Raw genomic sequence first — 13,728 nt, 5'->3', positions numbered from 1 at the left:
CGATGAATCGGTGAAGGTGAGAGACGCGAGGGAGCTGCCGAACCCGGTGCTCCACTACCTCGCCCCGGCCGCCGACTGGGAGAGCGAATCCCTGCCGATCGGGGGCGGCGCCCTCGGCGCGAGCGTCCACGGCACGCTCGCCACCGAACGCCTCACCTTCAACGAGAAGACCCTGTGGTCGGGCGGGCCCGGCTCGGCCGACGGATACGACTTCGGGAACTGGACCGGCGCCAGACCCGGCGTCCTCGACGCCGTCCGGCAGCGCCTCGACACCGAGGGCGCCCTCGGCCCCGACGCCGTGGCCGCCGAACTCGGCCAGTCGCGCCGCGGCTACGGCGCCTACCAGGTCTTCGGGGACCTCCTGATCGACGTGGAGGGCGCCCCGGCCGCCCCCGACGCCTCCTACCGCCGCGCCCTCGACCTGCGCACCGCCCTCGCGACCGTCGGCTACACCCGGGACGGAGCCGCCCACACCAGGGAGTACTTCGCCTCGCACCCGGGGGCGGTCATCGGCGGACGGTTCGCGGCGGACCGGCCGGGACAGGTGACCCTCACCCTGCGCTACACCTCGCCGCGCGGCGACTTCACCGCAGCCGCCACCGGCGACCGGCTCACCGTACGCGGAGCGCTCCAGGACAACGGGCTCCGCTTCGAAGCCCAGCTCCGGGTCCGCACCGAGGGCGGCACCGTCACCGCCGGCGCCGACGGGAGCCTCACCGTCACCGGCGCCGACAGCGCCTGGTTCTTCCTCGCCGCCGGGACCGACTACGCGGACACCTATCCGGACTACCGGGGCGCGGACCCGCACGACAGGGTCACCGCGGCCGTCGACGCCGCGGCCGGCGCCACGTACGAGCAGGTCCGCGACGCCCACACGGCCGACCACCGCGCCCTCTTCGACCGGGTGGCACTCGACGTCGGCCAGCAAGCGCCCGACCCGGACCTCCCCACCGACCAGCTGCTCAGCGGGTACACCGGAGGGGCCACCCCGGCCGACCGGGCCCTGGAGGTGCTGTTCTTCCAGTACGGGCGCTACCTGCTGATCGCCTCCTCGCGCGAGGGCTCACTGCCCGCCAACCTCCAGGGCGTGTGGAACAACTCCACCACCCCGCCCTGGTCCGCCGACTACCACACCAACATCAACCTCCAGATGAACTACTGGCTCGCAGAGGTCACCAACCTCGCCGAGACCACCGCGCCGTACGACCGCTACGTCGAGGCCATGCGAGAGCCGGGCCGCCGGACGGCGAAGGAGATGTTCGGGAGCGCCGGCTGGGTCGTGCACAACGAGACCAACCCCTACGGCTTCACCGGTGTCCACGACTACTCCACCTCGTTCTGGTTCCCCGAGGCCGCCGCCTGGCTCACCCAGCAGATGTACGAGCACTACCGGTTCAACGGCTCCACCGACTATCTGCGCGCCACCGCCTACCCGGCGATGAAGGAGGCCGCGGAGTTCTGGCTGGACAGTCTGCGCACCGACCCCCGTGACGGACTCCTCGTCGTCACCCCGAGCTACTCGCCCGAGCACGGCGACTTCACCGCCGGGGCCGCGATGTCCCAGCAGATCGTCCACGACCTCCTGACCAGCACTCTGGAGGCGGCCCGCACCCTGGGCGACGACGCGGCCTTCCGGGGCAGGCTGGAGGCTGTCCTGGACCAGCTCGACCCCGGACTGCGGACCGGTTCGTGGGGCCAGCTCCAGGAGTGGAAGACCGACCGGGACGACCCGGCCGACGACCACCGGCATGTCTCCCATCTCTTCGGCCTCCACCCCGGACGGCAGATCGAGGCCGGGAGCCAGTGGGCCGAGGCGGCCAAGGTGTCCCTGGGCGCCCGCGGTGACGGCGGCACCGGCTGGTCCAAGGCCTGGAAGATCAACTTCTGGGCTCGGCTGCGGGACGGCGACCACGCCCACAAGATGCTCTCCGAGCAGCTGAAGTCCTCCACCCTGCCCAACCTCTGGGACAACCACCCGCCGTTCCAGATCGACGGGAACTTCGGTGCGGCCTCGGGTGTCGCGGAGATGCTGCTGCAGAGCCAGCACGGCACCGTCGAGATCCTCCCCGCCCTCCCGGCCGGCTGGCCGGACGGATCGGTGCGCGGCCTGCGCGCCCGGGGCGGTTTCACCGTCGATGTCGAATGGGCCTCGGGGAAGGCCCGCCGCGTGGTCATCACGGCGAGCCGCACCCGCGAGGTGACGGTCAGCAGCACCCTGTTCCCGAGCGGTACGAAGACCTTCAGGGCGCTCGCCGGAGAGAGCTACCCGCTCACCCCCGAGAGCTGACCGAAGAGCGAGGACACCCGGGCAGAGGAGGTGCCGAGCCCCGTGGGACCGCTGAGGTGCCACGGGGCAGCCGCGCCCTGCCGCAGATCCTCCTCGCGATAGCGCCGGCAGCCCCGGTGCCAGATCAGGATGCCCGCGATCCAGTGCTTCAGCTCCAGCACGTACCCCGCCAGGATCTCGCGTGCCTCGTCATCCAGCCCGAAGTCGTCGTACAGCACCGGGAGTTCGTACTCGGCGACATGCAGGAACTGACGCAGCCGCGACTTCATCAGGTCGTACACGAGCCGCATCCCGGTCGGGTAGTCCACCCCGAAGAAGTTCTGCACCACCAGGACGCCGTTGTGCACCTCACCCTCGTACTCGATCTCCTTCTGGTACGAGAAGAGGTCGTTGAGCAGCGCGGCGTAGTCCGCCGCCGCGTTCTCCAGGGAGCGCAGCGGGCCGCTGACGTAGATCTCCGCAGGAACCTTCCTGCCGTGCCCGAGCCGGCACAGGCTCATCGTCAGGTCGGAACCGAAGGTCATCCGCCGCATCTCGATGTAGTCCACCGGATCGGGAATCCGGTTCTGTGCCTGGTTCGCCAGCTCCCACACCCAGCTCGCCGTCATGTCCTCGACGCAGGTACGGAAGGCGCGCCGGCCGCTCTCGTCCATCGGCGCCGCCGTGCGCTCCCACAGGTCGGCCAGCCCCCGCTCCAGCGCGTTGACCGGCTCGGGCCCGGCCGTCCCGTCCAGCGGCATGAACTGCGACAGACGGGCGTTGGCCACCTTCGCCCCCGCGAGGTCACGGGCCCGCCCGTGCACCACCGGGAACCAGTCGTCGCCATAGGTTCCCCAGGCCAGCCACTGCGACGAGAGATCGAGCTCGGCCGGGGTGGCGTCGGGATGGATCCCCGCCGCGCACAGCGGCAGATCGATCGCCAGCAGCCGTCGCTCGTCCCAGATGTGCGAGCCGGGCACCCCCGGCTGCGCCTCCAGGATGCCCATCCGGGACGACCAGTCGACGAGCCGCAGGCGGGCCCCTTCCAGATGCGGGCTGAGCGTCGTGCCGAACGGCAGCTCGAAATCGGGCAGCAGGGACGGGCCGACGTGCTGGTAGGGCAGATACGTGTGACTCCGCAGCCTGGCCGACTCCGACCGGGGGGTGAACCGGATCGACGCGGCCGCCATCCCGAAGCCGGACGTCGCCTGTTCTGCCCCTCCGCCGTTCATGTAGCGGCTGGAGCGCATGTGCCACTCGTGGCCGCCGGACTGCCAGTCCTGGAGGCCCTTGACGTAGGCCAGGACCGCCGCCGTCTGTGCGGGATCCAGCGCCTTCTCGGAGCAGAGCGGGCCGAGCTCGGTCAGGGCCGTGTTCTCGAACTGCTGGAGCCGCGACGTCAGCAGGTCGTTCACCGCCTCGGCGGCCTCCTGGGTCGAGCACTCCAGGAAGTGCTCAAGAACCAGCACGCCGTTGCTGTTCTCACCCTCGTCCTCGACCTCGCGCTGGTACGAGAAGAGGTCGTTGCGCAGATGGACGGCGTCGGAGAAGGCGTCGCGCAGCACCCGCAACGCCCGCTCACCGGCCACCGCGTCGGGCACCTCCGCACCGGCCGCGTACTCCACCAGACCCGCCGACCACGGGGCGCCGCCCACCTTGCGGCGCATCTCGATGTACTCGACGGGGTTCGCGATGCGGCCCTCGTTGATGTTGGCGAGCTCCCACAGCGACTCGTTGAGCAGGTTCTTCGTCGCCTCCGCGAACCGCGCCCGCCAGCCGTCGGACATCCCCGGCACGGTCCGCGCCCACAGGTCGGCCAGCCCCGCCTCCACCGGGTTCTCCGGCTCGGGCGTCGGCGCGCCGCGCTCCATCGGCATGAAGGCGGGCAGCCGGTCCAGATAGCGTTTGCCGCCCGCGCGGTCCGGGGTGCGCTTGAACAGCTCCAGGAAGTGGTCGTCGAAGAAGAAGACCCACACGTACCAGTCGGTCACCAGCGACAGCGCCTCTGCCGCGCAGTCGGGGTGGGTGTACGCGCACAGCAGCGCGTAGTCGTGGGAATCGAGGTCCTTCTCCTCCCAGATGCCCGACCCCTCCAGCATCCCTATGGCCCGCGCCCACCCCTTGGTGTGCTGCCGGGCCTCCTCGACATGAGGATTGAGCCGCGCCGGATACGGAACATAGAAGTCCGGCAGGGTGAAGGGCTGAGCCATGTGCGTACGGCCTTTCGATGAGCCTTCGCGTGAGCGTCACGCGGTTCGTCGTGTCCGCGCGAGCACTACCCTTCGGCCGTTCGGGGTACGCGCAACCCTGAATAGTCATACAAACCTTGATGTTGTCAGATAGTCGTCGCCCACCGCCCTTCGCAGGTCAGCACCCCTGCCAGTGGTCTGGTCCACTGGCTCGAACCATCGCCCTCACAGTGCTCTTGACGTCCTCTCACCTCAGGTCACAGAGTGTGCGCGCACGAGGCAAAGCCCGGAAAGCGCACAGTTCCAAGAAGGGTTGTCATGACGTCCAAGCAGAGGACCGGACTCGCGGTCGCGTTCACCACCGTCGGCGCACTGAGTCTCGCGCTGCTCAGTCCCACGGCGCAGGCCGGTGCGGACGGGGTGCGGCCGGAGTGCCCGCGCGGCCTCGAATGCGACTGGGTCCCGGCGGCCTACCAGCAGACCGGCGACCCGGCCGACAAGGAGACGTACGGCAACTACGACACCGCGGACCGGCCGCACACCAACAAGATCAGATTCATCGTCCTCCATGACACCGAGGAGGACTTCGACACCACCCTGGACATCTTCCAGAACCCGCTGAAGCAGACCTCCGCCCACTACGTGGTGCGCTCCGGGGACGGCCATGTCACCCAGATGGTGAAGAACAAGGACGTCGCCTGGCAGGCCGGGAACTGGTACCTCAACTCCAACTCCATCGGCATCGAGCAGGAGGGCGTCGCCGTCGACGGCGCCAAGTGGTACACCCCCGAGATGTACCGCTCGACCGCCGCACTGGTGCGCTACCTCGCCGCCAAGTACGACATCCCGCTCGACCGCCAGCACATCATCGGCCACGACGGGGTACCGCCCACCAGCGCCTCCGGGACCGCCGGCATGCACTGGGACCCGGGCCCCTACTGGGACTGGAACCGCTTCATGGCCCTGCTCGGCAGGCCCACCGTGCCGACGGCCCGCAAGAGCAGCGAACTCATCACCGTCAGCCCGCGGTTCAAGGACAACAAGCAGGCGTTCCGCGACTGCGAGAAGGACGTCGACCTGCCCGTCCAGGGCTCCAGCGCCGTCCCGCTCCACACCGGGCCCGCCACCGACGCACCGCTCTTCTCCGACCCGGGGCTGCACACCGACGGCTCGCCCGGCACCAACTGCGCCGCCGACTGGGGCAGCAAGATCAGCGCGACCCAGCAGGCCGTCGTCGCCGGCCACGCGCCCGGCTGGACGGCGATCTGGTGGTACGGACAGAAGGCCTGGTTCGAGACCCCGGCCCGCACCCGCACCACCACCCCCACCAAGGGCTACGTCGTGAGGCCGAAGGCGGGCAGGGCCGAGGTGCCCGTGTACGGCGTGGCATACCCGGAGAAGTCCGAGTACCCCGCGGACTTCGCGGACCAGCGGGTGGGCACGCCGCTCCAGTACACGATCAAGGCGGGCCAGTCCTACCCCGGCGGCGGCGAGGCCCCCACCGGCTTCTTCTACGCGCCGACGATCGACGCCTCCTACCCGCTGGACCACGCCTTCTTCAAGGGCAAGGAGAAGTACGTGACCGTCCAGATCGGCCACCGCATCGCCTTCGTGAAGGCCGCCGACGTGGACATCGTCCGCGCGCACTGAGAGCGCGCCCGTCCGGCGGCGGGCGCGACACAGCGCGCTGCGGGTCCGGTGTGTCGGCACCGGACCCGCAGCGCGCGTCCCCCTGGAGGGTCTAGCGAGTGCCGACCGCGGCTCGGACGGCCCGCCTGGCCAGCGCACAGTCGTCGTGCAGCCGGCGCAGCAGCAGACGCTGCTCCTCGCCCGACGAGAGGGCGCCCGGCCGGTCCTGACCGGCCCGGGGGCCCGCGGTGTCCCGCATGGCCCGCTGCACGGCCGTCTCGTACGTACGGATCTCCCGCGTCAGCACGAGCATCAGGTTGACGAGGAACGCGTCCCGCGCCGCCGGGCCCGCGACCTGGGCCAGCTGGCTGATCTGGCGCCGGGCCACAGGGGCGTCGCCCAGCACCGTCCACAGCGTCGCCAGGTCGTACCCCGGCAGATACCAGCCGGCGTGCTCCCAGTCGACCAGCACCGGACCGGTGGGCGACAGCAGGATGTTGGAGAGCAGCGCGTCACCGTGGCAGAACTGTCCCATCCCCTGACGGCCGCCCGCGTGGGCCAGACCGTGCAGGAGCTTCTGCAGGTCACCCAGGTCGCGGTCGGTGAACAGCCCCAGCTCGTGATAGCGGTTGATGCGCGCCGCGTAGTCGAGCGGGGCCTCGAAGAGTCCGGACGGAGGCCGCCAGGCGTTCACCCGGCTGACCGCTCCGAGCACCGCCCGCAGATCGGCCCGCGGCGGCGCCTCCGACGGATGCCTCGTCAGCGCCGCCACCCGGCCGGGCATCCGTTCGATGACCAGGGTGCAGTTCTCCGGGTCCGCGGCGATGAGCCGGGGAACCCGTACCGGCGGGCGGTGCCGGACGAACGCCCGGTATGCCGCTATTTCGTGGCGGAACCGCTCCGACCACGCCGGGGAGTGGTCCAGTAAGCACTTGGCGACCGCGGTGGCGCGTCCGGTCGAACCGACGAGCAGCACCGAACGGCCGCTGCGCCGCAGCACCTGCACCGGATTGAACTCCGGGCAGATCCGGTGCACCGAGGCGATCGCCATCCTCAGCTGCGCGCCCTGCGGGCCGGACAGGTCCAGTCTCCCGCTGAGTGAGGGGGCACCCGGCCCTGCCATGCGCCGGGCCCGACCCATGCCGGGCGCCGGAACAGCGGCGCGGGGGTCGAGATACGGTCCGCCGCCCGACCCGAGAGGACGGAGCGGCCGGGGCGGGGCGGACACGGAGGACGATGCTGTGTACATGGGCGAGACAGATCCCTTCGCGCGCCGACAAGTTGCGTGCGCCGCCCCGGCCGGCGGCCGTTCGGCACCCTGGGGAGTACCTAGGGCTGCCGGGCGGGGTGGCGCTTTCCTACCTGACACCGGCGCGCGGGTGGCAGACCATGTGGCGGACCCTGGCGAACCCTGGCGAATAGTCGCAGGGCGTCTGACAGGGGGTTACTGTCAACACAGCCGAGAACCTGGGGGCTTGACGTGACCGGAGAACCCAACACCCGTCTGTCGGACCTGTTCGGCCTTGCCGGCTGGTCCAAGGGCGAACTCGCGAGAATGGTGAACAGGCAGGCGGCGGCCATGGGCCACCCCCAGCTCGCCACCGACACCTCGCGGGTGAGACGCTGGATCGACATGGGGGAGTCCCCCCGCGATCCCGTCCCGGAAGTGCTGGCAGCCCTGTTCACCGAGCGGCTCGGCCGTGTCGTGACCATCGAGGACCTCGGGTTCGGCCGGCGCGGGCGTGTGGGGAAACGGCGTGAGACCGGGACGGAACACAATCCCGACCAACTCCCCTGGGCGCCCGAGCGGACGGCAGCGGTCCTCACCGAATTCACGGGAATGGACCTCATGCTCAACCGACGCGGCTTGGTGAGCGCGGGCGCCGCGCTCGCCGCCGGCTCCACCATCGCCGGCCCCATGCACGACTGGCTGCACACCGACCCCGTACTGGCGGCCGACGCCCCACGCATCGACGATCCCGTGCACGCGGACCCGGCCGGTTTCGACCGGTACGAGGCCGCGCCCATCGGTTCGCAGGAGATCGAGGAGCTGGAGCGGTCCGTGGAGGTGTTCCGCGCCTGGGACGCCTCCCGGGGCGGCGGTCTCCAGCGCAAGGCCGTGGTGGGCCAGCTCAACGAGGTGGGCGGCATGCTGGCCTACCGCCACCCCGACCATCTGCAGCGACGCCTCTGGGGCGTGGCCGCCAACCTCGCCGTACTGGCGGGGTGGATGTCCCACGACATCGGCCTCGAACCAACGGCTCAGAAGTACTTCGTCATCGCGGCGCACGCGGCGCGCGAGGGCGGCGACCGGCCCCGCGCGGGCGAGGCGCTGTCCAGGGCGGCCCGTCAGATGGTCCACCTGGGCCGTCCGGACGACGCGCTCGACCTCATGAAGCTCGCCAAGTCCGGCTCGGGCGACATGGTTCTGCCGCGCACCCAGGCGATGCTCTACACCATCGAGGCCTGGGCGCAGGCCTCGATGGGGCGCGGCCAGGCCATGCGGCGCACGCTGGGCCTGGCCGAGGAGCTCTTCGTCTCGGACAAGGGTGATGTCCCATCGCCCAGCTGGATGCAGATGTTCGACGAGGCGGATCTGCACGGTATGCAGGCGCTGGCGTTCCGCACCCTCGCCGAGCACGAGCCCTCGGCCGCCGTCATGGCCCAGCGGCACGCGAAACAAGCACTCGAACTGCGGGTCAACGGGCGCCAGCGGTCGAAGATCTTCGACTACATCTCGCTCGCCTCCGCGTGCTTCATCGCCGACGACCCCGAGCAGGCCGACCGCTATGCCCGGCTCGCCCTGGTGTCGATGGGGGAGACCTCCTCGCACCGCACCTGGGACCGGCTGCGCGAGATGTACCGGCTCACCGGCCAGTTCGCGGGCCACGGGAAGATCGAGGACCTGCGCGAGGAGATCGAGCGTTCACTGCCCCAGAGGACCCTCGTCAAGCAGCGGACCAGGAGCTCCGAGATCTGACCCCGGGCACGGATCCGACCCTGATCCACCGGACAGACCCTAGCCGCCGATGCGGGCGATCAGTACGCAGGCGTCGTCCAGCCGGCTCGCGCCGCCGAACTCCTCGGCGACGGCGCGTACGCAGTCCTGCGCGGTACGGGCCACGGCGAAACGCGGCGCGAGTCCGAGCAGCGTCTCCGTGCCCTGACGGAGGCCGCCCCGCCCCTCGTCGGTCCGGGCCAGTCCGTCGGTGTGGAGCACCAGCACGTCTCCGGGCAGCAGGGCCGCCTCGTCCTGCTCGTAGGCGACCCCGGAGGCCGCTCCGAGCAGCACACCGTCGGGCTGCGGCAGCGGGCGCCCCGTTCCGTCGCGGAACAGCAGCGGTGCGGGGTGCCCGGCCTGCGCCCAGTCCAGGGTGCGGGTCGCGGGGTCGAACCGGCAGCATACCGCGCTGCCCAGCGCGGGCTGGACCGACGTCTCCAGCAACTGGTTCAGATGCCCCATCAGGGCTCCCGGGTCGATGCCGGCCATCGCCATGCCGCGCAGCGCACCGAGGATCATCGCCATGGCCGACGTGGCCTGGATGCCGTGACCGGTCAGATCACCGACCGTGAGCAGCGTCCGGCCGTCCGGCAGTTCCATGGCGTCGTACCAGCCGCCGCCGATCAGGTCGCCGGAACCGGAGGGGAGGTAGTGGGCGGCGATGTCCAGGACTCCGGGCCCCCGGTCCGGGAGACGCAGCGAACCCCGCCACGGCGGGAGCACGGCCTCCTGCAGCTCGACCGCGATCCGGCGCTCGGTGCGGTCGATGTGCTGCTGGCGGCGGAGCGAGTCATGGGTGCGGCGCACCGTCTGCTGGCTGCGCCGCAGTTCGCTGACGTCACGGAGGACCGCCCACATCGAAGCGGTGCAGCCGTCCGTGTCGAGGACGGGCTCGCCCATCATGTGCAGGGTCCGGGTCTCCCCGTCGGCGCGGCGGATCCGGAACTCGCCGTCTATCGGCTTGCCGTCGACCAGGCAGTCCGTCACCAGGGCGGTGAGCAAGGGCTGGTCCTCGGGGAACAGCACGGTGGGCAGGTCGTCCAGGGAGAGCGGTCCGGCCTCCGCGGTCCGGCCGAAGATCTGGAGCAGCTCCTCGGACCAGCTGACCTCGTCCGTCAGCAGATTCCACTCGGCGCTGCCCACCCGGCCGATCAGCGAACCCGCCCGCTCCTCGCTGAGGGGCACCGGACCCGTACCCAGCGACAGTTCGGCCGCGAGCTGTTCCGCGGCCTCCGGCGGGAGCCCCTCCCTGAGCTGTCCCAGATGTGCGCCGAGATCGTCCAGGTGATGGACCGCCAGATCGCAGAGCGCGCGCTGCCAGCGCAGCTGCGGATCGTCCGCGTCGACAGCCACGGCGTCGCGCCGCACCGCGTCCACATCGCCGCGCAGCCGGCGCGTCCGGTTGATCAACGCGTCGACGGCATCGCGCTCGGGCGGCTGGGGGGCGGGGCGGTCCGCGGACAGATGGGACGGCATGACGTACTCCGATACAGGCGCGGTACAACCAGGTCTGAGGGTGGACCGAATACGACTGTCGCACAGCCGGCTGGGGCCCGTAAGCGGTTTGGTAACACTCGACGCGTTCTTGCTTCTGACATATGCCAGCGGCTGAGCGGTGTGACGATCTTTCGAACAGCCTTTCTTTCAAAGGCTGTTGAGCCAGGCGGTCCGGTGCGTGGAGGTCCCCCGTGTGCCCTTTCGCGCCGGACCGGTGCGGTGCGCGCGGCACACGTCGGGGCATATGCGGGACGCGGGTTCCGCGGGCCGGGTTCCGTGGGCGGCCGCCGGGCCCCGCCCCCGTCAGTGCGCGGGCGGGGTCATCGCGGTGGTCGTGACGGCGGAGAGGAGGCTCTTGGGGTGCATGGGTCATATTCCTCGGGCGGTCGTTCGCTGTGCCGGGTACTGCGGTCAACGAGCGTGACGGCCTCGCGTGACGGCGTCGTGGAAGAGTGCCGGACCCGTGGTGGACGAGCGTCGGGCCTGAGGCCGCCCGCTCCGGAATCCGGGCCGGGAAGCCGGTGGGAATGCGGCCGCCCGGTGCCGCGTTGCACCGGCAGAACGAAAACGAATCCCGTTCCCATCAAGAGTGGGTCCGGTTCGCGAGTGCGGAGGTTCCCATGGCCCGAAGTGAAGCCCGTCCCGTCATCACGCTCCGTTCGACCGCGGGAACGGGGCAGCGGTATGTGACCCGCAAGAGTCGCCGCAACAGCCCCGACCGGCTGGTCCTGCGCAAGTACGACCCGGCCGCCGGGCGGCACGTCCTCTTCCGCGAGGAGCGCTGACCGCTGGGCATCCCGGCGCCCGTCCGCCCGTCCGTCCGTGCTTCGGATCACAGTCCGGGGCGCGGATTCCCGGGAACGCGAGGCGATGGTTTATCGTTCACCTATATGTGATGACGCGCTGAGCGCACACACCCAAGAACTGCCCCGGCTGGATTCCCCCGATCCGGCCGGGGCTTCGCTGTTTTGCGGGGTCGCGGCCCCGCCCCGGCTCACCGCCGGCGCGGTGCGGCCTCGACCAGCAGCGCCGCCGCGGCGAGCGCCGCCGCTGCCACAGCCCCGGTATCCGGCCGCTCGCGCACGGCCAGCGCGGTCGCCGCCGCCCCCGCCACCACGGCCGCCAGCTGGGCGGCCGCCCAGCCGTCGCCCCGCCGCCAGGACCCCGCGGCCAGCCGGCCGACGAGGGAGGTCAGCGTGCCGGTGAAGTAGTTCGTCGGCGTGGCGCGGAGCCGGGCCTGGATCCCCATCGCGAGCCCCATGAGGGACAGCAGGCCCAGCCGCTCCGCGTCCGACGTGATCAGACCCAGCCCCCACAGCACAGCGGCCGCGGCGAGCAGCGCGACCTCGGCCGCCAGCATGACCGGCAGCCGCCGCCACACCCGCCCGCCCGCCACCGCACCCCACGCCACCCCGAGGCCGTACGAGACGAGCGCGGTCACCACCCGCAGCGCCACCCCCTCCTCACCCGCCCCGGCGGCGGAGGCCCCCAGCAGGATCAGGTTCCCCGTCATCACCCCGGCGAAGACCTGGCCGACGCAGATGAAGACGAACGCGTCCGCCGCGCCGGACGCCGCCGACAGGAGCAGCAGGGCCGTATGGCCGCGCGGCTCGTCCACGGTGGCGGGGCCGGCCGGGGCGGCGGGCGCGTCGGGAGTCGGCATGGCCGCATTTTCGCTGGCGCGCGGCCCGCAGGGGCGGGTTGCCGCCGGACCGGCGTGCCGCGTCGCACCGGCCGTGCGGCACACCGGAGCGCCCGCGTCCTTCACTCCAGGCCGCGCGCCTGCCTGAACCGGCCCAGCCCCTCGGCCAGGTCCACCACCGGATCCGGGTAGTCCAGCCGGGCGCGCTCCGCGCCGCTCCGCTTCCACGGCTCGTGCACGGCGGGTCCTGCCAGCGCCGCCAGCTCCGGCACCCACCGTCGGACGTAGTCGCCGTCCGGGTCGTAGCGCTTGGCCTGGAGCACCGGATTGAGCACCCGGTTGGGGCGGCTGTCCGTCCCCGTTCCGGCCATCCACTGCCAGTTCAGCTGGTTGTTGGCGACGTCTCCGTCCACCAGCAGCTCCAGGAAGTGCCGGGCGCCGACGCGCCAGTCCACGTACAGGGTCTTGGTCAGGAAGCCCGCGGTGAGCAGCCGTCCGCGGTTGTGCATCCAGCCCTCGTGGCGCAGCTGGCGCATGGCCGCGTCGACCACCGGATAGCCGGTGCGGCCCTGCCGCCAGGCCTCGGTCTCCTCGGCGGCAGCGGTCCCGGACCGCCAGTGATCGTGCCGGGTCCGGTAGTCGAGGCGGGCCGCCCCCGGCCGGGCCGCGAGGACCTGGTGATGGAACTCGCGCCAGCAGAGCTGCCGTACGAACGCGTCGGCTCCCACGCCACCGGCAGCGCGCGCCCGGTGGACCAGTTCCGCGGGGGAGAGGGTGCCGAAGTGCAGATGCGGCGAGAGGCGGGACGTGGCGTCTCCCGGCAGGTCGTCGTGGTTGTCCTCGTACGCCGCGAGCCCGTGGCGCCGCCAGGCCGTGAACCGCTTACGGGCCTCCCGCTCGCCGCCCTCCGCGAGCCCCGCGGAGACGCCGGACACGGCGGCGCGGACCGGCACGTCCTCGGACCCCGGACCGTCCGGCACCCGTACCGCCCGCGGCGCACCGAAGGGGTCACGCATCCGCTCCCCGGACCAGCGCCTGAAGTACGGGGTGAACACGGCGAAGTGGTCCGAGCCCGCGGGGGTCACGGCGCCCGGCGCGACCGCGGTGACCACGCCGTCGTGGACGTGCAGCCGGGCCCCGCCGGACTCCAGGGCCGCCCGCAGCCCTTCCTCGCGGCGGCGGGCGTAGGCGCTGGCCCCCGCGGCCAGGTGGACGTCGACCGCACCGGTCTCGGAGACGACCCGGCACACCTCGGTGACCGTGTCGCCCGAGCGGATCACCAGCCGGCCGCCCCGCTCGCGCAGCGCCGCGTCGAGATCCCGCAGGCAGTCGGCGAGGAAGGCGAGGCGGTTCGGGGCGCCGAACCCCGCCGCGTCGATTCCCGGGTCGCGGACGAACAGCGGCACGACCTCGTCCGAGGACGCGAGCGCGGCATGCATCGGCGGATGGTCGTGCAGACGGAGATCGGCGGTGAAGAGGACGACCGCTACGGTCATGGCGCAAA

The 13,728-nt window shown here is 71.6% G+C and carries 9 protein-coding genes; 4 read left to right on the top strand and 5 right to left on the bottom strand.

What is annotated here, in order from left to right:
* Positions 1-46: 46 nt before the first annotated feature.
* Complete coding sequence (locus ACIP89_RS22180; protein WP_402116501.1) at positions 47-2,287, top strand: glycosyl hydrolase family 95 catalytic domain-containing protein; 2,241 nt, start codon at positions 47-49, stop codon at positions 2,285-2,287.
* Here the strand turns inward: ACIP89_RS22180 and ACIP89_RS22175 are convergent.
* The gene (locus ACIP89_RS22175; protein ID WP_402116305.1) at positions 2,263-4,476 is read right to left on the bottom strand and encodes a germacradienol/geosmin synthase; all 2,214 of its coding nucleotides are present in this window, start codon (positions 4,474-4,476) and stop codon (positions 2,263-2,265) included. The two genes, ACIP89_RS22180 and ACIP89_RS22175, sit on opposite strands and share 25 nt — an antisense overlap.
* 297 nt (positions 4,477-4,773) lie before the next feature.
* Here ACIP89_RS22175 and ACIP89_RS22170 point away from each other — a divergent pair, with 297 nt between their 5' ends.
* On the top strand, positions 4,774-6,105 hold the full coding sequence (locus ACIP89_RS22170; RefSeq protein ID WP_401929088.1) for an N-acetylmuramoyl-L-alanine amidase: 1,332 nt from the start codon (positions 4,774-4,776) through the stop codon (positions 6,103-6,105).
* A gap of 91 nt (positions 6,106-6,196) precedes the next feature.
* Here ACIP89_RS22170 and ACIP89_RS22165 read toward each other — a convergent pair whose 3' ends face one another.
* Positions 6,197-7,333, bottom strand: coding sequence for an aminoglycoside phosphotransferase family protein (locus tag ACIP89_RS22165; protein ID WP_401928429.1), 1,137 nt, complete (start codon positions 7,331-7,333; stop codon positions 6,197-6,199).
* Between the two features lie 231 nt (positions 7,334-7,564).
* On the opposite strand from ACIP89_RS22165, the gene ACIP89_RS22160 reads away from it, so the two are divergent.
* On the top strand, positions 7,565-9,064 hold the full coding sequence (locus tag ACIP89_RS22160; RefSeq protein WP_401928432.1) for a hypothetical protein: 1,500 nt from the start codon (positions 7,565-7,567) through the stop codon (positions 9,062-9,064).
* A 39-nt stretch (positions 9,065-9,103) separates the two neighbouring features.
* On the opposite strand, the gene ACIP89_RS22155 is transcribed toward ACIP89_RS22160, so the two are convergent.
* Positions 9,104-10,561: a PP2C family protein-serine/threonine phosphatase gene (locus tag ACIP89_RS22155; RefSeq protein WP_402116303.1), complete on the bottom strand. Its 1,458-nt coding sequence runs from the start codon at positions 10,559-10,561 to the stop codon at positions 9,104-9,106.
* A gap of 641 nt (positions 10,562-11,202) precedes the next feature.
* Between ACIP89_RS22155 and rpmG the strand changes: the two genes are divergently transcribed.
* Entirely contained in the window at positions 11,203-11,367 is a 165-nt protein-coding gene (rpmG, locus tag ACIP89_RS22150; RefSeq protein WP_402116301.1) for a 50S ribosomal protein L33, read from the top strand.
* Positions 11,368-11,576: 209 nt separating this feature from the next.
* Here the strand turns inward: rpmG and ACIP89_RS22145 are convergent, their stop codons facing one another.
* Both ACIP89_RS22145 and ACIP89_RS22140 read right to left on the bottom strand, forming a co-directional pair.
* Positions 11,577-12,245: a YoaK family protein gene (locus ACIP89_RS22145; protein WP_402116300.1), complete on the bottom strand. Its 669-nt coding sequence runs from the start codon at positions 12,243-12,245 to the stop codon at positions 11,577-11,579.
* Between the two features lie 101 nt (positions 12,246-12,346).
* Entirely contained in the window at positions 12,347-13,720 is a 1,374-nt protein-coding gene (locus tag ACIP89_RS22140; protein WP_402116299.1) for a cryptochrome/photolyase family protein, read from the bottom strand.
* Between the last annotated feature and the right edge of the window lie 8 nt (positions 13,721-13,728).

The sequence above is a fragment of the Streptomyces sp. NPDC088730 genome, from assembly GCF_044751215.1.
Lineage (GTDB): Bacteria > Actinomycetota > Actinomycetes > Streptomycetales > Streptomycetaceae > Streptomyces.
The sequence above is the reverse complement of the archived record's forward strand: the minus strand, read 5'-3'. Positions and strand labels throughout refer to the sequence as shown.